This window comes from Arthrobacter sp. TMS2-4 (assembly GCF_054511075.1).
Genome location: NZ_JBTNDI010000002.1, coordinates 213,632 through 235,643, shown reverse-complemented (window position 1 = coordinate 235,643; position 22,012 = coordinate 213,632). Strand labels below are relative to the sequence as shown.

The 22,012-nt window shown below is 72.3% G+C and carries 18 protein-coding genes; 8 read left to right on the top strand and 10 right to left on the bottom strand.

Annotated elements, in window-relative coordinates; genetic code table 11:
* Positions 1–24 precede the first annotated feature (24 nt).
* Positions 25–1,860 carry an AMP-dependent synthetase/ligase gene (locus tag ACX80F_RS04335; protein WP_459335156.1) on the top strand — a complete coding sequence of 612 codons (1,836 nt, stop codon included), beginning with the start codon at positions 25–27 and terminating at the stop codon, positions 1,858–1,860.
* A gap of 150 nt (positions 1,861–2,010) precedes the next feature.
* On the opposite strand, the gene ACX80F_RS04330 is transcribed toward ACX80F_RS04335, so the two are convergent.
* Together ACX80F_RS04330 and ACX80F_RS04325 are read right to left on the bottom strand one after the other, a co-directional pair.
* Positions 2,011–3,261 (bottom strand): TIGR01906 family membrane protein, encoded by a 1,251-nt coding sequence (locus ACX80F_RS04330; protein ID WP_459335155.1) that lies wholly within the window; start codon positions 3,259–3,261, stop codon positions 2,011–2,013.
* 137 nt (positions 3,262–3,398) lie between these two features.
* Positions 3,399–4,388, bottom strand: a complete 990-nt coding sequence (locus ACX80F_RS04325; protein WP_459335154.1) for a stage II sporulation protein M — start codon at positions 4,386–4,388, stop codon at positions 3,399–3,401.
* Positions 4,389–4,514: 126 nt separating this feature from the next.
* On the opposite strand from ACX80F_RS04325, the gene ACX80F_RS04320 reads away from it, so the two are divergent.
* Positions 4,515–5,321, top strand: coding sequence for an RDD family protein (locus ACX80F_RS04320; protein WP_459335153.1), 807 nt, complete (start codon positions 4,515–4,517; stop codon positions 5,319–5,321).
* Here ACX80F_RS04320 and ACX80F_RS04315 read toward each other — a convergent pair.
* The 4 genes from ACX80F_RS04315 to ACX80F_RS04300 form a co-directional block, all read right to left on the bottom strand.
* Positions 5,312–6,598 carry a L,D-transpeptidase gene (locus tag ACX80F_RS04315; protein WP_459335152.1) on the bottom strand — a complete coding sequence of 429 codons (1,287 nt, stop codon included), beginning with the start codon at positions 6,596–6,598 and terminating at the stop codon, positions 5,312–5,314. The genes ACX80F_RS04320 and ACX80F_RS04315 overlap by 10 nt on opposite strands.
* Before the next feature lie 152 nt (positions 6,599–6,750).
* Complete coding sequence (gene ahcY, locus ACX80F_RS04310; RefSeq protein ID WP_459335151.1) at positions 6,751–8,250, bottom strand: adenosylhomocysteinase; 1,500 nt, start codon at positions 8,248–8,250, stop codon at positions 6,751–6,753.
* A gap of 58 nt (positions 8,251–8,308) precedes the next feature.
* Entirely contained in the window at positions 8,309–8,497 is a 189-nt protein-coding gene (locus ACX80F_RS04305; protein WP_459335150.1) for a Trm112 family protein, read from the bottom strand.
* Positions 8,498–8,609: 112 nt separating this feature from the next.
* A complete protein-coding gene (locus ACX80F_RS04300; RefSeq protein WP_459335149.1) occupies positions 8,610–8,996 on the bottom strand; it encodes a DUF3499 domain-containing protein in 387 nt (128 codons plus the stop codon).
* Positions 8,997–9,133: 137 nt separating this feature from the next.
* Between ACX80F_RS04300 and ACX80F_RS04295 the strand changes: the two genes are divergently transcribed.
* Complete coding sequence (locus ACX80F_RS04295) at positions 9,134–9,628, top strand: metallopeptidase family protein (RefSeq protein WP_459335148.1); 495 nt, start codon at positions 9,134–9,136, stop codon at positions 9,626–9,628.
* 24 nt (positions 9,629–9,652) lie between these two features.
* Here ACX80F_RS04295 and ACX80F_RS04290 read toward each other — a convergent pair whose 3' ends face one another.
* Genes ACX80F_RS04290 through ACX80F_RS04280 form a run of 3 tightly spaced genes read right to left on the bottom strand, consistent with a single transcriptional unit; the run spans position 9,653 to position 15,407 of the window.
* The gene (locus ACX80F_RS04290) at positions 9,653–11,350 is read right to left on the bottom strand and encodes a DUF5719 family protein (RefSeq protein ID WP_459335147.1); all 1,698 of its coding nucleotides are present in this window, start codon (positions 11,348–11,350) and stop codon (positions 9,653–9,655) included.
* A complete protein-coding gene (locus tag ACX80F_RS04285; protein WP_459335364.1) occupies positions 11,347–14,838 on the bottom strand; it encodes a glycosyltransferase in 3,492 nt (1,163 codons plus the stop codon). The genes ACX80F_RS04290 and ACX80F_RS04285 overlap by 4 nt, the downstream gene beginning before the upstream one ends.
* The gene (locus tag ACX80F_RS04280; RefSeq protein WP_459335146.1) at positions 14,838–15,407 is read right to left on the bottom strand and encodes a WhiB family transcriptional regulator; all 570 of its coding nucleotides are present in this window, start codon (positions 15,405–15,407) and stop codon (positions 14,838–14,840) included. The genes ACX80F_RS04285 and ACX80F_RS04280 overlap by 1 nt, the downstream gene beginning before the upstream one ends.
* 260 nt (positions 15,408–15,667) lie before the next feature.
* Here ACX80F_RS04280 and ACX80F_RS04275 point away from each other — a divergent pair, with 260 nt between their 5' ends.
* Positions 15,668–16,435: a TIGR03089 family protein gene (locus ACX80F_RS04275; protein ID WP_459335145.1), complete on the top strand. Its 768-nt coding sequence runs from the start codon at positions 15,668–15,670 to the stop codon at positions 16,433–16,435.
* On the opposite strand, the gene ACX80F_RS04270 is transcribed toward ACX80F_RS04275, so the two are convergent.
* On the bottom strand, positions 16,410–16,964 hold the full coding sequence (locus ACX80F_RS04270) for a GtrA family protein (protein ID WP_459335363.1): 555 nt from the start codon (positions 16,962–16,964) through the stop codon (positions 16,410–16,412). The genes ACX80F_RS04275 and ACX80F_RS04270 overlap by 26 nt on opposite strands.
* Before the next feature lie 292 nt (positions 16,965–17,256).
* Between ACX80F_RS04270 and ACX80F_RS04265 the strand changes: the two genes are divergently transcribed.
* The 4 genes from ACX80F_RS04265 (at position 17,257) to manA (ending at position 21,990) form a co-directional block, all read left to right on the top strand.
* On the top strand, positions 17,257–18,429 hold the full coding sequence (locus ACX80F_RS04265; RefSeq protein WP_459335144.1) for a 5-(carboxyamino)imidazole ribonucleotide synthase: 1,173 nt from the start codon (positions 17,257–17,259) through the stop codon (positions 18,427–18,429).
* Positions 18,430–18,470: 41 nt separating this feature from the next.
* A complete protein-coding gene (gene purE / locus ACX80F_RS04260; protein ID WP_459335362.1) occupies positions 18,471–18,974 on the top strand; it encodes a 5-(carboxyamino)imidazole ribonucleotide mutase in 504 nt (167 codons plus the stop codon).
* Positions 18,974–20,560: an LCP family protein gene (locus tag ACX80F_RS04255; RefSeq protein WP_459335361.1), complete on the top strand. Its 1,587-nt coding sequence runs from the start codon at positions 18,974–18,976 to the stop codon at positions 20,558–20,560. The genes purE and ACX80F_RS04255 overlap by 1 nt, the downstream gene beginning before the upstream one ends.
* A gap of 62 nt (positions 20,561–20,622) precedes the next feature.
* Positions 20,623–21,990, top strand: coding sequence for a mannose-6-phosphate isomerase, class I (gene manA, locus ACX80F_RS04250; protein ID WP_459335360.1), 1,368 nt, complete (start codon positions 20,623–20,625; stop codon positions 21,988–21,990).
* The last annotated feature ends 22 nt before the right edge of the window (positions 21,991–22,012 follow it).

Here is a 22,012-nt window from a genome sequence, read left to right as displayed (position 1 = left end):
CACCGGAACGAAAGCGAGCACCACGTGCGCGAAGCCATCACGGAACTCCTGGTCGACCTGCCGTCGACCAGCAACACCACCGACCTCCTCCTGCGTACCCACAACGCCGATCCCGGGCAGGCGCTCTACGCGCTGCGAGCGGGGACGCACTGGGAGGACGTCTCGGCGGCCGAGTTCCTGCAGCAGGTCCGGCGCCTGGCCAAGGGCCTCGTGGCGTCCGGCGTGCAGCCCGGCGGCGCCGTCGCGGTGATGTCGAGGACGCGGTACGAGTGGACGCTCGCCGACGTCGCGATCTGGTTCGCCGGAGCCGTCACCGTCCCCATCTACGAGACCTCCTCCGCCCACCAGGTGGCGTGGATCCTCGAGGACGCGCAGCCCGCCGTCGTGTTCGTCGACGACGAGTCCCGGGCCGGTGTCCTCGCGGACGCCGCGGCGCGGGCGGGCCGTTCGGGGACCACCTCCGTGGTCCGGCTGACCTCCGAACCGCTCGACGGCGCGGCGACCATCGCGACGCTCGGGGAGGCCGGTGCGGCGGTGTCCGACGACGCCCTCGAGGCGGCGCGATCCTCGCGCGGCCTCGACGACGCCGCGTCCATCGTCTACACCTCGGGTACCACGGGACGGCCGAAGGGCTGCGTCATCACGCACGGCAACTTCGCGCTGTTCGCCGTCAACACGCTGGAGTTCCTCCCGGAGTTCCTGAAGCAGGAGAACGCCCGGACCCTCATGTTCCTGCCCCTGGCGCACGTGCTGGCCCGTGCCGTCCAGGTGGTGTGCTTCACCGGCGGCATCACGCTGGCACACTCCGGTTCGGCGGCGCAGCTGCTCGAGGACCTGACGACCTTCAAGCCGACGTTCCTCCTCGCCGTCCCGCGCATCTTCGAGAAGATCCACGCCACGGCGGGCCGGCGCGCGGCGGAGTCCGGGAAGGGGCGGCTCTTCGCCGCCGCGGAGCGCACCGCCGTCGCCTACTCGCGAGCGGTCGACGCGCGCGGCCGGGGTGGGCGCGGCCCTTCGCCGGTCCTGCGCGCATCGCATGCGGTGTTCGAGAGGATCGTCTACCCCCGGCTGCGGGGCGTCTTCGGCGGCGAGGTCACCTACACGGTGTCCGGGGCGAGCCCGCTCAGCGAGCACCTGACCCACTTCTTCCGCGGCGCCGGGATCCTGGTGCAGGAGGGCTACGGCCTCACCGAGAGCACCGCGCCGTGCACGGTGAACACGGTGGCCCTGACACGCGTCGGGTCCGTCGGCATCCCGATGCCCGGCACCAGTGTCCGGCTCGACGACGACGGCGAGGTCCAGGTGAAGGGCGCGGGCGTGTTCGCCGGATACCACCGCAACGATGCCGCGACGGCGGAGGTGTTCACCGACGACGGCTACTTCAGGACGGGCGACCTCGGCGCGCTCGACGAGGACGGCTTCCTGACCATCACCGGGCGGAAGAAGGACCTGCTGGTGACCGCCGGCGGCAAGAACGTGGCACCCGGCCCCCTCGAGGAGAAGCTCCGGGAGAACGCGCTCGTCGGCCAGGCGGTCCTCGTGGGTGAAGGCAGACCGTTCATCGCGGCGCTCATCGGCCTGGACCGGGAAGGCCTGGAGCACTGGGCGGCCGCGCACGGTCGATCCGGGCTGACCGCGGAGCAGGCGGCCCACGATGCCGACGTCCTCGCCGAGCTGCAGTGCGCCGTCGACGCCGCGAATGCCACCGTCTCGCAGGCGGAACAGATCCGGAAGTTCACCGTGCTCGACGTCGAGTTCAGCGTCGAGTCCGGGCACCTGACGCCCACCCTCAAGCTGAAGCGGGCCGCCGTCGTCGCCGACCACACCGAGGTGCTCGAGGAGCTCTACGCGCGGCAGTAGCGGAGGCGGTCCGGCGGCGGTACGTAGCGCCGGGGGCGTGCACCCGCCGCGGCGGCCCCGACCCGTGGCTCCGTTCCCCCGGGTGTGGGCACCCGCCGCGGCGGCACGCCCCGAGACGCTGCCCCCGAGACGCTGCCCGGGGAGGCCCTGCTAGGTCGCGTCGAGCGCCTCGCGGGACCGTGCCTCGGCTGCTTCCTGCGCCATCATGGAGCGGTCGCGACGGGCCTTCGTGGGCCAGGTGAGGACGAGTGTGAGGATGGTCGCCGCCAGCACGAGAACGGCGACCGTCACGGCGGAGTCCGTCCAGAACTGCTCGGGGAACAGCCGGATCAGGGTGTCGTCCAGCCGGAAGGTCCAGGTGCCGTCGGCGAAGAACAGGGCGTGGACCTGGGTGAAGAACGCCTGCCACGCGAGGACCGCCAGCACGGTCAGGACGGCGATGCCGACGAGGGTCAGCACCGCGCCGGAGAACAGCGCCCGCCGGATCCCGCCCTTGTAGTGCCGCGCGAGGTAGACGCAGGCCAGGACCGACAGCACGAAGAGCACGAGGGCGATGAAGAAGGACAGCCCGAGGACACCCTTCACATCGGCCATGTGCCCGACCTCCGACTCGAGGAACAGCGGCTCACCCCCGGGCGTCACCAGGTCCCCGAGGTACCGCGGAGGCGCGAAGTTCAGCACGTAGTCGAGCGCGTACGACCCATAGGTCATGCGATCCTCCAGCGAGAACCCGAACCGGTCCGCGGGGAACCCCGGCCGGTGGTATTCGAGCCACAGGAACGACGACGTCGCGACCGCCCGGATCGCGGCCGCGACCACGATGACCGGGAAGAACAGGGCGACGACGACCTGCAGGAACCGCGGGAGCACGGGCTTCGCCGCGGCCGCCTGGTCCCGGGCCGCAGCACGCCGGGCGGCCTCGCGGTCCGGCCCCCGCACGGAGTGATCGGCGGTATCCGTGGACGGGCCGGCAGCAGGCGCCGCATGGCTCCCACTCCCCGACGGACCGGCACCCGACGCCGGTCCCGCCGGTCCCGCCGGTCCCACCGGCACGACAGTGCCCGAGGCGTCGTCGGACCGGGCGGCCTCCTCCGGCATCCCAGCGTCCTCAGCCTGGGCCGCCTCGTCCGGCTCTGCGTCCTCACGCTGCGCGTCGTCGGGCTCGTCGACGGCGTCGAACTCTTCGACGGCGGACTCACCCGAGGCCTCGTCGTCCGCGCCCTCGTCCGGAACCTCCGGCAGGCTCGCTGCCCTCCGCATGGGAATGTGGTCGCGCGGGACGCTCGCCGCGGTGACCCCCGCAGCGCCGGAGCCCGACCCGATCCCGGCTGCATCGTCGCCCGGCCCCTCCGCACGGGACGCGCCGGAAGCGCTCGGACGGGTGCTGTCGGTCTCTGCCACTGCGCTGTCTCCTTGATCGGTGCGGCCGGTGCCTGCATCCGGCGTCTTTCGACACTACCGGGCGTTCGCGTGCCCCGCCGGGAGGCTCCCCGCACGTCCACCGACCGGCACACCCGCGGCGCAGGTCCGCCATCGGCTCAGGCGGTGACGACGGCGTCTCCCCGGTCAACGGCACCGAGGTCGCCGCGGTGCCCGGCAGCGACCGCGCGCCGGCCGAGGATCAGGGTGTACGCCCAGTACGCGGCGAAGACCAGGAACCCGATGCCGATGCGCAGCCACGGCGGCAGCCCGCTCGGCGTCACGAATCCCTCGACGAGCCCCGAGACCAGCAGGACCAGCACCAGCCCGAGCGCGACCGTGATCAGCGCGCGGCCCTCCTCCGCGAGCGCTGCTGCGCGTGGCCTGCGGCCGGGGGCCACCCAGGCCCAGAAGATGCGCAGCCCCGCCGCGGTGGCGATGAAGATGGCGGTCAGCTCCATGAACCCGTGCGGCAGGATGTAGATGAAGAACGTGTCGAGCCGGTCGTAGGACGCCATCATGCCGGCGGCCATGCCCACGCCCTGCGCGTTCTGGTACAGGATGAACACGGGCCAGATGCCGGTGACGCCGAACGCGACGGCCTGCAGCGCGATCCACGCGTTGTTCGTCCAGACCAGGCCTGCGAAGGACGCGGCAGGATTCTCCGAGTAGTAGTCGACGAAGTCCTCCTCGACGTAGCGTCGGAGCTCCTCGTCCGGCCCGAGCGCCTGGATCACCCCGGGCGTCCCCACCCAGGAGGCGTAGAGCCACGCCACCGCGACAAAGAGCACCCCGACCACCGCCGTGAGCCACCGGACGCGGTAGAACGCAGCGGGCAGGGAGAAGACGAAGAACTGCGCGATGTCCTCCATCGTGTTGGACCTCGCTCCGGTGAACCGGGTCCGCGCACGGGAGAGGCGGGTGGACAGCGACCCCGACAGCGCGCTCTCGGGGTCCACGGACCGGATGATCGACAGATGCGTGGATACGCGCTGGTAGAGCACCAGCAGCTCGTCCGACTCCGCACCGTCGAGCCTCCGCCGGCCCACGAGGTCGTCCAGGCGTTGCCAGTCGCTGCGGTGCACGGCGATGAATGCGTCCACGTCCATGGCCCAACCCTATAGTTCCGGCCTCGTCACGGCCCGTCACGGAGCGTCGACACCACGACGGCGCTACGCTGCTGGGAGGAAGCACGGGACCACCAGGTCCCGCCATCGGCCGGCAGGGAGACAGTCATGAGTTCGGTCGTCACCGGCGAGGCCGTGGTCCTCGAACTGAAACCGGCCGGATTCGCCGCCCGCGGGCTGAGCGTCCTCATCGACATCATCGCCCAGGTCATCCTCGCGATCCTTCTGCTGCTGCTGATCGGGAACCTCTTCGGCGGCGTGTTCGACGACGCGTTCACGCAGGCCCTCGGCCTGGTCATCGTCGTGCTGCTCCTGCTCGTGCTGCCGGTGACGGTGGAGACCCTGACCCGCGGGAAGTCGCTGGGCCGCCTCGTCATGGGGCTGCGGATCGTGCGCGACGACGGCGGGGCGATCCGCTTCCGGCACGCCTTCATCCGTGGCATGCTCGCGATCCTCGAGATCTACATGCTCGTGGGCTCTCTCGCGTTCCTCGTCTCGCTGTTCAACGAGCGCTCCAAGCGCCTCGGGGACCTGCTGGCCGGAACCTACGCGATGCGGGAGCGGGTCGTCGCCAGGCCCCGGGCCGTCCTCGTCATGCCGCCGCGCCTCGAGGCGTGGGCAGCCACCGCGGACATCGGGCGCCTCCCCGACGCCCTCGCCCGCCGGATGTCCCAGTTCCTGGCGCAGGCTCCGCGCCTCACGCCGTCGGCCCGCGCCACGCTCGCCGTGGACCTCGCGTCCGAAGCGAGCCCCCACGTCTCCCCCGGCCCCCCGGCGGACACCCATCCGGAGGAGTTCCTGCATGCCGTCATCGCTGCGCGGAGGGACCGCGACTACGCCGCGATGATGCGCCAGCACGAGCGGACGGAATCGACGGCGAGAAGGGTCCACACCCTGCCGTTCGGTCAGGGCTGATCGACCCACTCGTCCCACGGGACGTTCCAGTCGCCGAAGCCGTCCCACACGTACATGGGGCCGTAGTCCGTGTTGAGGATCTGCACCACGTCCCCGGGCCCGAAGGTGTCGTAGAAGTACTCGGCGCCCTCGGGGGACATCCCCACGCAGCCGTGCGAGACGTTGACCTCGCCGAGGGCCACCTGCGCTGCCGGCAGTGCCTCGTGGACGAACGCGCCGCCCTTGCTCAGGCGGCTCGCGTGGTTCACGACCGTCGGAGGATAGTAGGCGGGATCGTCCGGCTCCAGGCCGATCGACTCGGCCGTGAACCGGGTGCTCTCGTACTTCTCCATCACCACCATGTAGCCCTCCGTGGAGGGCCACTCCTCGGTGCCGAGGGTGACCGGGAAGGTGCGGTCGAGCTTCCCGTCGAGATACACCTTCATGGTCTTGGTGGCGTTGTCGACCACGGCCAGGCGCGTGCCGTGCGTCCGCACGGTCCACGTGGTGTCGCCGTTGCCGATCATGCCGTTGCCGAAGTCGACGCCGAAGAGGCGTGACTCGACCGTGATGGTGCTGTTCGGGGCCCAGAACGTCTCGGGCCGGTACCGGGCCTTGGTGTCCGAGATCCAGTAGAAGGCACCGGGCTGGCCGCTCGTGCTGGTCACGGTGATGGCCTTCTCCACGACGTCCCGATGGGTCACGGGCTCGCTGAAGGTGAACTCGAGCGGCTGGCCCGTGCCCACCGTCGCGCCGTCCAGCGGGAACATCGCGGCGTCGGCCTCGTTCGCGGGTTCCACCGTACGGAAGGTGGAGGTGCCGTGATGGGACCGCCCGGCGGAATCGCGGACCGTGTAGGAGAACTGGTATTCGGTGTCGAAGGCGAGGCGGTCCGTCGCGGTCCAGCCCGTGCCGTCGTCGGAGAGCGTGCCCGCCACGGGCGTGCCGCCCGCCCGCGGGACGAGTTCGACGGCGTCGAGCGTTGCACCGGCGACCTTCACCGCGGCGGTGGTGGCGGGGTTGACCGAGAACGCGCCGTCCGTGGGCGTGAGGCCGACGGTGTGCTCGGCGGCAGGGGCACCGGGCGCCGCGGGGGCTGCGGACGAGGGGGGTGCAGGAGATCCCGCGGGCGAGGGTCCCGGGGACGAGGACGACGAGGGTTCGGGATCATCCCACGGTGATGCCGTCGCGATGCCCACGCCGCCGCCCACGGCGACCACCGCGGCGGCACCGATGGCCACGATCTTCCAGCCCTTCCGACCCGCTGCTGCCCTGCCCATATCTCTCTTCACGCGCATGCACCCTCCCCCGTTCTCACCCTGGAAGCGACTGTACGTGACGGGACCCCCCGTCCCGCGCAGGTCGCACGCGGTGTCCGGAAACGGCGACGGCTGCCACCGGCACCCCTGACGGGACCTGCGGCAGCCGTACGGAACCGTCCGGCCGAGGCCTAGTAACGGTATTGCTCCGACTTGTACGGACCGGCGGCGTCGATGTCGAGGTACTCGGCCTGACCCTTGGTCAGTTCCGTGAGCTCGACGCCGAGGGCGTCGAGGTGGAGGCGGGCGACCTTCTCGTCGAGGACCTTCGGGAGGACGTACACCTCGTTCTCGTACTCGCGGTTGCCCTCGGCGTCGTCCTGCCCGAACTTCGTGTACAGCTCGATCTGGGCGATGGTCTGGTTCGCGAAGGAGTTGCTCATGACGAACGAGGGGTGGCCCGTGGCGTTGCCGAGGTTCAGCAGGCGGCCTTCGGACAGCATGATGATGGAGTGCTGCTCCACGCCGGAGGCCTCGTCGGCGGGGATGACCCACTCGTGGACCTGCGGCTTGATCTCGATCTTCTCGACGCCGGGGATGCGCCCGAGGCCCGCGATGTCGATCTCGTTGTCGAAGTGCCCGATGTTGCCCACGATGGCCTGGTGCTTCATGCCCGCCATGTGGCCGGCCATGATGACGTCCTTGTTGCCGGTGGTCGTGATGAAGATGTCACCCTGTGCGAGCACCGACTCGAGCTTCGCGACCTGGTAGCCGTCCATCGCTGCCTGCAGGGCGCAGATCGGGTCGATCTCCGTGACGATGACGCGTGCTCCCTGGCCGCGCAGGGCCTCGGCCGCGCCCTTGCCGACGTCGCCGTATCCGCACACGACGGCGACCTTGCCGCCGATCAGCACGTCCGTGGCCCGGTTCAGGCCGTCGGGCAGGGAGTGGCGGATGCCGTACTTGTTGTCGAACTTCGACTTGGTGACGGAGTCGTTGACGTTGATCGCGGGGAAGAGGAGCTTGCCCTGGGCGGCCAGCTGGTACAGGCGGTGCACGCCGGTGGTCGTCTCCTCGGTGACGCCCTTGATCCCCGCCGCGATCGTCGTCCACTTCTGCGGCTCGGAGGAGATCGTGGAGCGGAGGGTGTCGAGGAACACGGTGTACTCGTGCGAGTAGTCGGCGTCGCCCTCCTGCGGGTTCGCGGGGACCGCTCCGAGCGCCTCGAACTCGGCGCCCTTGTGCACCAGCATGGTGGCGTCACCGCCGTCGTCGAGGATCATGTTCGGGCCGAGGCCGTCGGCCTGGCCGGGCCAGGTGAGGATCTGGGTCGCGGTCCACCAGTAGTCCTCGAGCGACTCGTTCTTCCACGCGAACACGGGCACGCCGGCGGGCTCCTCCACGGTGCCTGTGCCGACGACGACGGCCGCGGCGGCCTCGTCCTGGGTGGAGAAGATGTTGCAGGACGCCCAGCGCACCTCGGCACCGAGGGAGGTCAGGGTCTCGATGAGGACGGCCGTCTGCACGGTCATGTGCAGCGACCCGGCGATGCGTGCTCCCGCGAGGGGCTGGGAGTCGGCGAATTCGCGGCGCAGCGCCATGAGTCCGGGCATCTCGTGCTCGGCCAGGCGGATCTGGTGGCGACCCGCCTCGGCGAGTGAGAGGTCGGCAACTTTGTAGTCGAAGGTCATGGTGTCCTGGTCCTTGGAGGGTCGGAAGGTCGGGGGAACGGCGGTGCGGTCGGCCGGGTCAGGCGCGCGCGCCGTCGAGGGATTCGCGGCGGAGCAGCACGGGGATGCCCTCGTCGATCGTGTAGGTCAGCACGGTGCCGTCGGGTCCCGGCGAGGAGGTCCTGAGGACGCGGCCCTCCTGGACGAGCTTCGACCCGGTGACGGGGCAGCGGAGGACATCGAGCAATCGGGATGGGAGGTTCGCCACGGGAGCACTTTCGCTCGAAAGGGATGGGGATTCTGCTCCCCAGTCTACCGCCGGCGTGTTCGCCGGCCTCAATCGGTGGACGTGCAGGGGCGGTACGGGTCAGGCCGCCCGGTCAGGGTTCGGGCAGGATCCTCAGGTGGCCGCGCCGGGGACCGCTGACGCCGGCGGGCGGCTCCATCGGGGCCCTCGCCCCGCGGGGTCCGACGGGCGGGGTCTGCACGAGAGGTTCGGCTGCGGCCTCCCGGACGGCGTCGGCCAGGGCCAGGAGGTCATCGGAGTTGTGCTCCGGCGGCGTGTCGGGGAGGGTCAGGCGGACAACCTCCCAGCCACGGGGCACCGTGAGGCGTTCGGCGTGGATCGCGCAGAGATCGTAGGTGTGGGGCTCGGCGTAGGTCGCGAGGGGACCCAGGACCGCCGTCGAATCCGCGTAGACATAGGTCAGCGTGGCCATCGCCCGCTGGGGGCAGGCTGATCTGGAGCATTGACGGAGTGATCCCACGCAGCCCAACCCTACCGGGGATCTGCCGGGGAGGCCGCCGTGACGCGCCCCGCCGGGCGCCGGGCGACGCCGGGGCAACCCCGCAGGGCGGAGGCGCGGGAGTGCGAGCGGGGCGGTGGAAGGCTTAGAGTCGTTCCATGCAGGATGCTCCTACACTCTCGGTGAACCTGACTGATCCGGCGGCCGCAGAAGAGCGTCCGGCGCGGTCGTTCTACGAGCGCCGACGCAATCGCCGGGGGCGCGGTATGCGCGGCGATCTGCTCCCGCAGTACCTGCCCGGTTCACGATCGCGGTCGGAGCAGTTCGACGACTGGGTGATGGAATCGGCCCAGCGGCTCGAACGCCTGTGGGGCGAGCGCATGCAGGACGTCCAGATCGTGGTGCAGGAGATCCCCGACGGCCTCGAGGACATGACACCCGAATCCCTGCAGGGGCTCCTCGGATCCTGCTCCCCTGCCTCGCCGAGCCGTCCGGCCATCATCACCATCTACCGGCACCCCGTGCTCATGGCCGCGAGGAACGTCCTGTCCGTCAACGAACTCGTGCACGACGTCGTCGTCGAACAGGCCGCCGAGCTCATGGGCCTCGCGCCCGAGGCCGTCGACCCCGCGTACGGGCGCTCCCAGGCCTGACCCGGCGCTCCGGAGCACCGCCTGCTAGTACCCGAGCTCCACCGCGATGCTCCGGGGGCCCGGGCGCCCGGCCGGGACGGCCGCCACGGAGATCCCGATCTTCTTCCCCGGCAGTGTGCTGACCTGCGCGCCGTACACCGGGTCCCCGGTCGCGTCGACGAGCACCGCGACGGGTGACCGGCCGAGGGACGACGACGGCACCGTCACGGAGGTGCCTCCCGCGATACCGATCACCACGGGCTCCCCCAACGCGCCGTCGGCCAGGACGGGCGTGAGGGTGATCTCCCCCCTGCCACTCGGCGCGCCCAGGACCAGGGAGGTCTCCACGCCCTCGGCGAGTGCCACCACGTGATCGCTGCCCAGGCGGACGGCCGACGGGGCACCCGCGAGGTCCACCGGTCCGGGCGTGCCGATCCCGCGCGTCAGGCGCGCCGCCGCGACCACCGAGACATCGGAGGTGACGGCAACGGTGTAGCTCCCCTCCGGGAGGGCCGCCAGGGGAACGCTCGTGACGGCACCGGCCGCGGCCCGCACCACTCCCCCGCCGGGCAGGTCGATCTCCCCGTCCGGTCCGAACACCCGGACGTCGAGCACGGCGTCGCTCGCTCCGGGGACGAGGACCTGCAGTGCGGGTGCCGCGCTGCCGTCCCCTTTCTGCTCGTGGATGCGACGCGCCGGGTCCTGGACCACGACGCCGGGCACCACCTGGGTCAGGCCCGCGGGGGCACCCGGTGACAGGACGTCCACCCCGCCGGGCGTCAGGCCGCGCAGCACGCTCTGCTGGATGACCCCGCTCACGCGCCCGCCGTCGCTGCGCACGTGCACGGCCACCTGGGCGTGGTTGCCCGCGAGCGCGGCCAGCACGATCCGCCGGGTCTCCCCGGGCGCGACCACCGCGTCGCGCGTCCCGGCCGCCTCGATGGGGCCGTCCGGCCCGTGGAGCTCGAGCGACACGGAGGCGGGCGTGCTCGTGGGGTTGGTCAGGGCGAGGATGGAGGACTGCCCGACGGTGGTCGCCGCGCCGAGGAGCCAGAGCTCGTTCGAGGGCACCTGGCACGCGGTGGCTGCGAGCCCGCGGAGGTCCCCGTCGGTGGCAGTGTAGGTGGTGGTCGCGGCGGCCACCGGGGTGAGCCCGCCCTGCGACTGGGCGCGGAGGACGGTCGGGGCATCGACGACGACACCACGGGCGACCCCCGCGACGCGGTTCGTCACGCCGTCCGCGCTGCTGCCGGCGGGTTGCTCCGAGGCGAGGGAGGTCTCCGGCGCGAACTCCCGGATCTGGGAGACGGGCTCATCGCCGCCGACGGGCAGCAGTCCGCTCCCGGTCACGGTCGCGCTGAGGTCGCTGAGCACCACACCGGACACCGTGGTCCTCGCGCTGGTCGACGCGGGGCCGAACTCGGGGTCCGCGCCGTCCCCGACCGACTCGATCAGTCGGGGCGGCGCAGGGCACACCGCGGCGTAGTTGCCGGCCGGGACCGCCGCCGCCGGGATCTCGAGGTCGGCCCGCGGATCCGCCGACAGGGCGGCAGTCACGCCGCCGGAGGCGATCGCCGCGGTCGCCGCGAGGAGCACGACCCCGGTCGCGACGCCCAGGACGGCGCTGAGGCGTGTGGGTCGGGCAACGCCCGCTGCCCGGTCGCGGGCGACCGCACGCGCCGCGATGGCCGGGTCCGGCGCGGCGTGCTCCACCGACCGGTCGTGCTCCCGTCGCACGCTCACCTGCCACCGCCTCCAGTGGACACCGGCTGCCGGCGGGCCTCGTCCGGCGCGTCGCCGGTCCGGTCGTCCGCCGGGATGGAGGCGGCGTCGTCGGAGGTGCGGAGCGCGGCCTGCCGCGACGCGTGGACGCCGCTCGGCCGCGCTCCCGTGGGCCGGGACGGGATGGGAAGGGCGAGGAGCAGCGTCAGTCCGAGGACGATGGCCTGCAGCGCTTCGGCCCAGGGCTCGTAGGTGCCGGTGAAGGAGACCTCGACCGTCCCGCCGGCGGCGGGCAGCAGGAACGCCTGCTGCCATCCATCGGTCACCGGCTCGAGCCGGCGGCCGTCGAGGACGGCGTGCCAGCCCGGGTCGGCGTCCTCCGCGAGCACGAGTCGCCGGCCCTCGGCGCCTGCAGCGATCGTGCCGGACGCGGACACGTCCGACGACGGAAGGACGGCCTCGGTCCGTCCCGCGGAATCGACGATCCTCGCGCGCGCCGTGAGGTCCCCGGCGGAACCGGCGGTCCCGGTGCCGCCGTCGGCCGTCGCCGGAGCGACGCGCCAGAGGCGTCCCGCCCCGGTGTCACCGACGGCGGTGAGGCCGGGCACGGAGTCGATGCGGCCGCTGAGGAAGTCCCCGGCGGCATCGGACTGCCGGAGGACGACGAAGCCGACGCCGAGCTCGCGCAGGTCGCGGCGCGGATCCGCGCCCGTCGCCCCGACGATCACGGCGACGCTCGTGCGGAGGAGCCGCGCGGATTCCCCGTCCGCCTGCAGTGGAACCTCCCCGGTCCCGTGCAGGGTGCGGGCAGCGTACAGCGGGTTCAGCGCGTCGAGCGTCGTGCCGGCGCCGCGCGTCAGGGCGGCACGCACGTCGTCGTCGTCGTCCCCGACCGTGATGACCAGCGTTCGGGTCCGGTCGGGGCCTGTGCCGCGGTCCGCCGCCGTCGCGGGCAGCGGCCGCTCGGGCACCGGGTCCAGGCGGAGCGCGGTGCCGAAGTCCGCAGTGCCGGGGCTTGTCGCGCCGGGGTCCGGCGTGCCGTCTCCCGCTACGGACAGCTCACCGGCCGGGCCGCCGGGAAGGACGACCGGGTCCGCGACCGCCGCGGGAGGGCCGGTGAATCCGGGGGCGAGCCACAGCCCGAGGCTCAGCAGCGGGCCGACGGCGAGCGCGACGCCTGCGGCGACCCGGAAGAACGGCCGGCCGGGGCGCGCCGGGGGCGCGGGAACGCCCGGGTCCTGGCGGCCCGGCAGGCCCGCGAGGGCCGCCGCGAGCAGGCACAGGGTCACGGCCGAGACGAGGGGGCCCGGGAACACGCCCACCAGTGCGGCGCCGTCCGCCGCAACGGCGATCCGCGGGGCCAGCGTTCCCAGGGCAAGCGCCAGGATCGCCAGGCACCAGAACGCGCGCACCGGGGTGGCTCGCCCGCCGCGCCGGAAGAGCGCGACGGCGGCCAGGGCGATCACCGGGCCGCCGATGATGATCGCGGCGACGAGGGACCAGGGGCCGGGGCCGAGGAGACCTGCTGCAGCGGGCGCGGGCAGAGGGTCGAACCGCACCGGGAACCCGAGGAGCTGCTGCCAGGGTGCGGCCGGGTCGAAGGCGAGCGGGACCCCCGGGTCGCCGAGGACGCCGCGGGGATCCGGGAGGGCCGAGAGGAGGTACGGCAGGTACAGCGCGACGACGGGCAGCAGGGTCCACCACAGCGTGCGCGTCCGCCTGCCGCCGACGATCAGCGCGACGACCACCCCCGCTACCGTGAAGGCGCCGAGGGAGGGCGCCGAGGCCGCGACCACACCGAGGACGAGCCCCGCGGCGGCGCCGGCGGTCCAGCTGCGGGTCCCTGCGATCCCGGGCCGTGCAATGCCGTCCGGTACCGTTCGGACGCTGACCGCGCCGCCGACCGCCCGGACGACCCCCAGCAGGGCCAGGGGAAGGAGGACATGGGCGAGCAGCGCGCCGAACCGGCCCTGCCCGAGGGCGACCTGCAGCGCGGGTGCCGCACCCCAGAAGACAGCGGCCCAAAGACGCAGCGCGCGGGACCGCGTCAGCGCGCCGGCCGCGAACCAGGCGGTCAGGCCGGCCAGCGGCAGCGCGCAGACCACGGTCACGACGACGGCCGTGTTCGCCGAGCCGAGGCCCAGCAACGACAGCAGCCACAGGACGTAGGCGAACGGCGAGCCGTGGGCGGGGAACCCGGTCCCCAGGCCGACCCACGACGCCGTCGCACTGTCCCAGACGGCGCCCGGGGTCGCGGCGACCGGCAGCAGCGCCCCGCCCGCCAGCGCCTGCGCTCCGACGAGGCGATGGAGGCCCAGGATCGCCGCCGTGAACAGCACGCCGACGGCGAGGACCGCCCCGGATCCCACCCAGAGTCGCGTGGGGGTGGACAGCGCCGCGAAGTCGTCGTTGCCGTTCCCCGACGGGATGTACTCCCCCGTCCGGAGCAGGGGGGCCTGCCCGGCGGAGGCTCCGCGTGAAGTGAACGCGTCGAGGACCGACCGCCGGTGCGACCACACCTCCCGGCGGGAGGTGATGAGCGGGCGCACGATCGAGCGCGGGCGGCGCCGGCTCCGGGCGGCGGAGCGGCGGGACCGCCAGAGGTGGAACGGCCTGCCGACACCGGCCAGGCTGCCGAGCAGTTGGCCCGAGCCGTGGCCGGGGTCCTTCGCCAGGAGGCCGAGGACCAGGCGGGCCAGGCCGCCGAGGACGGCGCCGACGGCGAGGAAGGGGACCTTCGGCGCGGTGGCGTGCTTGAGCCGGAGGTACACCTCGGCGGCCCGCGCACCGTGCGGGGTGGACAGCGGGTGGGGCCTGGACCGCGCGTGGCGGAGCACCGCCCGGGGCACCACCACCACGCGGTGGCCGGCGAGCCGGTTCCGCCAGCACAGGTCGACGTCGTCGCCCACGCCGTGGAGGGCCGGGTCGAAGCCTCCGAGGGCGTCGAACACGTCGCGGCGGATCAGCATGCCCGCGGAGTTGACGGCGAAGACGTCGCTCCGTGCGTCGTACTGCCCCTGGTCGTGCTCGTCGACGTCGATCAGCGTGAGCCGTTCGGCCCACCGGCTGATCGACAGTCCGACGTCCACGAGTTCGCGGCGATCGTCCCAGGCGACCTGCTTCGCCCCGGCCACCGTGACCGAGGGGGCGCGCTCGACGGCGAGGAGCAGTTCGGCGAGCGCATCAGGTTCGGGAGCGGAGTCGTCGTGGAGGAGCCACAGCCAGTCATGGCCGTCGCCCGCCCCGGACCCGCTGTACGGCGGGATCTCGGCGACGGCGGTCCGGACGGCGGCGCCGAATCCGGCGCGCGCGGGGGCACCGACCACGGGACTGCCCAGCGGCAGCCGGTGCTGGAGGAGGGACGCCGATCCATCGGTGGACCCGGTGTCGACACCGACGCAGAGATCGGCCGCGCGGCTCTGGCTCCCGAGGGCTTCCAGGGTTCCCGGAAGGTACGCGGCACCGTTGTGGGCTACGACGACGGCGGTGACGCGGAGGTGTTGCCGAATCAGACCGCTCGCTTCCGCACCCTGCGGCGCTCCCGCTCGGAGAGACCACCCCAGATGCCGAAGCGCTCGTCGTTCTCCAGGGCGTATTCGAGGCACTCGGATTTCACGATGCAGGAGCCGCACACCTTCTTGGCGTCGCGGGTCGAGCCGCCCTTCTCCGGGAAGAAGGCCTCAGGGTCGGTCTGCGCGCACAGGGCGTCCGCCTGCCAGGACAGCTCGCCGTCGTCGTCGACATTGCCCGGCGCGAGGGGCTCCTCGATCCAGGCGGGCCGACCGGCAGGCGCCGACCGGGGAGCGGCGATGTCCTGCTCCTCGGGCGCGAGACCGGGAAGAACGAGGAGGCTGTGGGGGCCGTCGACCTCGGGGAGCAGCGTGAGGGTCTGATGGGCACTGAGGAATGCGGTCGCCTGGTCCTCGAGCGAGGAACGCTCGGCCTCGCGGTACCGTTCGCCGGCCAGCGGATCGGCCGGGTCGAGGAACCAGTCGGCGGGAACGCCCCGTGAGCCGTAGCGGGCCGAAGCCTGCGCCGCGATGTCTGGTCGTTCCTGCGTGCGTTCTGCCTGCCCCATAATCAGCCTTCCCGGTGTCGCCCTTCCAGCATCAGCATGGTGCGACCCTCGCGCCCGCCTGCCGGAACAGATCCGTTGCCCTAATTACACGGGTGTAACACGATTCTCGTCAAGCGGCGGGCCGAACCTTATAGAGTCGGGTCTTGACATACACGAGTGCCACGCCGATCAGACTACCTGTCTTTGTCGGCGCGTCGGCGAGTAGTCCTACGCAATGCCGGCGCCCGATCGACCATCCCCCGAGCCGGAAGAGGCCCATCATGCCACAGTCACCAGTGCAGCTCCTGACGAGGATGCGCTCCGTCAGCCCCACGTCCCCCCGCCTCGTCTGGCACGGCCGGGACGGGCGGATCGAGCTGTCGGGGCGTGTCTTCGACAACTGGGTCGCCAAGAGTTCGAACCTCCTCGTCGACGAGCTCGACGCCACCGACGGGACGGTCGTCGCCGTCGACCTGCCGGTGCACTGGAAGAGCCTCGCCCTCGCGTTCGCGTGCTGGCAGGTGGGGGCCGTCGTCGTGCTGGGGGACGACGACCGGCCCGGCACACCCGCCGGAACGACGGCCGACGCCGGGATCGTCCTGTCCTCGCGGGCCGGCATCGAGGTGGATCCGCCGCGCCTGCTGGCCTGCGTGGCCCTCGGCTCGCTCGCGCTCCGGTGGGACGGGCCGCTGCCCCGTGGAGCCGTGGACTTCGCCGCCGAGGTGCGCTCCCACGGCGATGTGTTCCCCGACGCGGCCGACGGCCCCGGGGCGTCGTCCGCTCCCCTGGTCCGCACCGCCGGGCGGACACTGACGGCTGGGGACCTCGCGGGGATGGTGGCGCTGCCGGGCGGTCACGAGCAGGCCGCACCTGCCGGTACGCCACCCACGCTGCTGATGGAACCCGGCGTCGATCTGCTGCGGGCCCTGGCCGCCGCCGTTGCGGTGTGGGAGCGGGACGGGGCGCTCGTGCTCGTGGAGGAGGGCGTCCCGGTCACGGACCGGATGCTCAGCGGCGAGAAGGTCACTGACCGGTTGGGGACTGCCTGACCTTCTCGACGGCGGGATTCGTCGGAGCAGTCACTGTCGCGCCCGCCCGCCGGTCCTGGGGGTGGAGGAGCTCCTGGTCGTGGCTGAACTCCGGGTCCTCGTCGAGTTCCACGTTGAACACCCAGAACCGGTAGGCGATGAAGCGGACGAAGGTGGCGAGCACCGTGCCGAAGACCCCCACGATGAACAGGGGGCTCGGCTCGACGACGTCGAACATGTACTTGGCCACCCACACACAGCCTGCGGCGATGCCCATGCCGATGACGTTGATGAAGACGAACATGGCGAGCTCGCGGGCCGCATTGGGCTGGCGGCGGCGGCGGAAGGTCCAGTAGCGGTTGGCGACCCACGCGAAGACCGTGGCCACGCCGGCCGAGACGAACCGTGCCTTGACCTCGCTGCCGCTCATGGGGCCGTGGATCAGGTACCAGTAGAGACCGTTGTCGATGACGAACGCCACACCGCCGACCGCCCCGAACTTGGCCACTTCGCGCCAGAACAGCGAGGCGAGGCCCCTGATCCGGTCCATGAGTCCTGCCACTGTCAACCTCCGTGGTCCGATACGAACGCCGGCACCGCAGGGCATGCTCCCGGCGTACCTGCAGGACAAACCGCGACGGGGCCAGCAGAGCGAGCAACCCAGGCTGACCTTTGCATGGCGTGTTTCGGTCCATTTTACGGGCTGTTCACGGACCCGCTCCCCGGCGGGGTCGGAAAAACACCTGCTAGCAGGATGGCGGCTTCCTGTGAAACACCACGTTCCCTGCCTCGACGGGCCGCCGGATGGCCGGGACCGGGCGCCCCGTGGGTACCCTGTAGTGGTGACTTTTCCCGTGATAGGCGTCATCGGCGGCGGCCAGCTGGCCCGCATGATGGCCGGTCCCGCCGTCGAACTCGGCCTCGAACTCCACGTCCTGGCGGAGGGCCCCGACGTGTCCGCGGTGGCCGCCGTCGCCCACTCCCACGTGGGTGACTATCGTGACCGCGAGACGCTGCGCGCGTTCGCCGCGGGTGTCGACGTCGTCACCTTCGACCACGAGCACGTCCCCGGTGAGCTCCTCGCGGAGCTGGCGGCCGACGGCGTGCGGCTCCACCCCTCGCCGGCGGCACTCCGACACGCCCAGGACAAACTCGTGATGCGGCAGGCGGTGGACGGACTCGGGTTGCCCAACCCGTCGTGGCGGGCGGTGTCGGACCCCTCCGGTGTCGAGGCCTTCGCGGCGTCGCAGGGGTGGCCGGTGGTCCTCAAGACCCCCCGCGGCGGCTACGACGGCAAGGGTGTCCTCGTGCTGCGCGACGCCGCTGCACTCGACTCGGCGCGGGACTGGTTCACCGGCGGCGAACTGCTGGTGGAGCAGTTCGTCCCGTTCAGCCGCGAACTGTCCGTCCTCGTGGCCCGGCGGCCCTCCGGGGAGGCCGTCGCGTGGCCCGTCGTCGAGTCGATCCAGGTGGACAGCGTGTGCGACGAGGTGATCGCCCCCGCCCCGGCCCTGGCCGACGACCTCGCCCGTGCCGTCACCGCGGCCGCCCTGCGGCTCGCCGAACGCCTCGACGTCACGGGCGTCATGGCGGTCGAACTCTTCGAGACCCCCGGCTCCGGGGCGGGCTACCTCATCAACGAGCTCGCCATGCGCCCGCACAACTCGGGCCACTGGACCATGGACGGCGCCGTGACGGGCCAGTTCGAGCAGCACCTCCGCGCCGTCCTCGACCTCCCCCTGGGATCCACGGCACCCCTGGCGCAGCACGCCGTGATGAAGAACTTCCTCGGCGGGGCGAACACGGACATCTACGCGGCGTATCCGACGGCTTTGTCCTCAGGACCGTCCGCTAAAGTGCACTTCTACGGCAAGGACGTCCGTCCGGGCCGGAAGATCGGCCACGTGAACGCGCTGGCGGCCCCCGGGGAGCCGCTCGCCGACGTCCGCGCCAGGGCAACGAGGGTAGCCGCGACACTCCGCGACGGCACCGGGGATGCCCCCACTCAGGAATGACCGAAGGGAATGCAGTGACGAACGCCCAGGTAGGCCTCGTGATGGGCTCGGACTCCGATTGGCCCGTCATGGAGGCCGCAGCGGCTGCACTGGCCGAGTTCGCCATCCCCTACGAGGCCGACGTCGTGTCCGCGCACCGCATGCCCGAGGCGATGATGGAGTACGGACGGAGCGCCCACGAGCGCGGGCTCCGGGTCATCATCGCCGGCGCCGGCGGGGCCGCGCACCTCCCGGGCATGCTCGCCTCCGTGACGCCGCTGCCGGTGATCGGCGTCCCGGTGCCCCTGCGCTACCTCGATGGCATGGACTCGCTCCTGTCGATCGTGCAGATGCCCGCAGGGGTGCCCGTGGCCACCGTGTCCATCGGCGGTGCCCGCAACGCGGGGCTGCTGGCCGTCAGGATGCTCGCCTCCGGCACGGACGAGCAGGCGGCCACCCTGCGCCGGCAGCTCGTCGAGTTCGCCGGGGCGCTCCGACGGACTGCGGAGGAGAAGGGCAGCGCCCTGCGTTCCCGCATCGCGGAGTCGACGGCGGACAGCGCATGATGACGGACACCCGCACCGGATCCCATGGAGTCGGCACCCTCACCGACCCCGTCCGGTACCCCGAGACCGCCCCGCCCGCGGTCCGCACCAAGCGCGCCTTCGTCCTTCTCGCCCTGACGCTCGTGCTGCCGGGTTCGGCCCAGGTCGTCGCCGGGGACCGTCGCCTCGGGCGCCGGGCGCTGCGTGCCACGTTCGCCTGCTGGGCCCTCCTGCTCGTCGGGATCGTCCTCGCCGTCACGGACCGGACGCTCGTCGTGGGCATCGTCACCCACCAATGGTGGTCGTTGCTGCTGATCGCGGCACTCCTCGGGATCGCCGTCGGGTGGGCCCTGCTCTTCCTGAACACCCTGCGCCTCATCCGCATGCCCCTGCTGGACCGTGGGGCGCGCCCCCTCGTGGCGGGGGCGCTCGCGGTGCTCATGGCGCTCACGAGCGGATCCCTCACCTACGGCGCCTACGTCCTCGGGGTGGGGCGGTCCACGGTCGGCTCCATCTTCCAGTCCGGGCCCGCCTTCGACCCCGTGGACGGCCGGTACAACTTCCTCCTCATGGGCGGCGACGCCGGTGAGGACCGCACGGGCCGCCGGCCCGACAGCATCTCGGTGATCAGCGTCGACGCGAAGACGGGCGCCACCGTCACGTTCAGCATCCCGCGCAACTTCCAGAACGCGCCGTTCTCCGAGGACTCACCGCTCTGGGAGGTCTACCCGGACGGTTACAACTGCGGCGACCCCTGCATCATCAACAGCCTGTACACGACCGTGACCCAGAACTACACGGACCTGTACCCCGACGCCCAGGACCCGGGCGCCGAGGCCATGATGGACGCCGCGAGCGGTGTGCTCGGCATCGAGGTGCAGGCCTACGTCATGGTCGACATGACCGGCTTCGAGCAACTCGTCGACGCCATGGGCGGCATCAGGATCGACGCCGGCGGCTGGGTTCCCATCACCGCCGCCGAGATCCCCGGCACCGATCCGATCCGCCACTACCCGCCGGACGGGTGGATCAAGCCGGGCGTCCAGACCCTCGACGGGTACCACGCCCTCTGGTACGCCAGGAGCCGCGAGTTCGTCACGGACTACGACCGCATCGCCCGCCAGCAGTGCGTGCAGCAGGCCATGATCGCGCAGCTGGACCCGTCCACCCTCCTGACCCGGTTCCAGTCGATCGCCGCGGCCGGCACGCAGATCGTCGAGACGGACATCCCGCAGGACCAGCTGGCCGGCTTCGTCGACCTGGGCCTCAAGGCCCAGGGCCAGGAGACCCGCCGCCTCATCATCGGTCCGCCGGACTTCGGCACACCGGCGGAGAACTTCGTCACCTACCCCGACTTCGATCGCATCCACACCCGCGTGCAGGCGATGCTCGCGGACGCGTCGGGCGACCCGGCCGCCGCCGGCCCGCTGACGCTGGAACGCGCCGGCGTCATCACGCAGGTCCCCTCGCAGACCTACGACGACGGCACCACGGACGGGACGAACAACGGGATCACCGAGGAGTACCTGCAGGAACTGGCCATCATCGGCGACGACCTGACCCTCGGCGACCTGCTGGCCAACAACGGCGAGTGCTCCCCCGCCTGACCGACCCGACCTGCACCGGCGCCGCCCGGCCCGCCATCCCACCAGCCGAAGGATCGATGACGATGTACCTCCTCGACAGTCCCCTCCGTCCGTACGCCTGGGGCTCGGAGCGCGCGATCGCCGACCTCCTCGGCCGTGAACCGTCGGGCGGCCCGGAGGCGGAGCTCTGGGTGGGCGCGCATCCCGACTCCCCCTCCGAAGCCGTGTTCCCGGACGGGAGTCGGCGCAGCCTCCACGAACTCATCGACGAGGATCCGCGGGCGCTGCTCGGCGACGAGGTCGCGGACCGCTTCGACGGGAGACTCCCGTTCCTCCTGAAGGTCCTGGCGGCGGGATCGGCCCTGTCCCTGCAGGTGCATCCGAGCCCGGAGCAGGCGGCGGCGGGCTACGACGCCGAGGAGGCCGACGGCGTCCCCCGCGACGCCCTGCACCGCAACTACCGGGACCGGAACCACAAGCCGGAGTTGATCTTCGCACTCACCCCGTTCGAGGCACTGTGCGGCTTCCGCCCCCTGGGCGACGCCGCACGCATCATCGGGGTCCTCGCCGGCGCCGTCGAGCCCGGTTCGCCGGCGCACCACCTCCTCGACGACGCCGCCGCGCAGCTGGTCACGGGCGGCGAGGCAGGGTTGCGCGGGGCCTTCACGCTGCTGCTCCAGGCGCCCCGCGAGACCGTCGACGCGGTGGTGGCCGCCGCGGAGAGGACCGGGGACGCGACGGGTTCCGGGGACGCGACGGGGTCCGGAGACGCGACGGCACGGGATCTCGCGACCCTCGCCGAGCTGTCCGGCCAGTCCCCGGGCGACCCGGGGCTGCTCGTCGCCCTGCTGCTCAACCGTGTCTCGCTCCGGCCGGGTGAGGCGCTGTACCTGCCCGCCGGGAACATCCATGCCTACCTCGGCGGACTGGGCATCGAGGTCATGGCCTCCTCGGACAACGTGCTGCGCGGCGGGCTGACGCCGAAACACGTGGACACCGGGGAGCTGCTCGCGACCGTGGTCTTCGCGCCGCTCGCCCCGCCGTCGCTCGCACCCGAGTACACGCTGCTCGACCAGGAGCTGTACCGTCCGCCGTTCGAGGAGTTCCAGCTGCAGCGGATCGTGCTGGAGGACGCGGCGGCCGGCCCCGCAGGCGCTGCACCCGATGCCCGCGAGCCGGACAGCGCCCTGCCGGCTGGCGAGAGCCTCACCCCCGCGCACCTTCCGGTGGTGCAGAACGGTCCCGTCATCGTCCTCGCGGTCAGCGCCCCGATCCTGCTGGACACCCCGAACTCGACGCTCCTCGTGCCCCGGGGCAGCAGCGCCTTCGTGGCGGCGTCCGAGGCGCCGCTGATGGTGCGCCCCGCCGCGGACAGCCACGGGGCCACGGACGGCCCGGTGCTGGCCTTCGCCGTCACCGTGGGCGGCGGGATGTCAGCGCTCCAGGTGTAGCGTGCCGGGAGCGTGTCCCGAG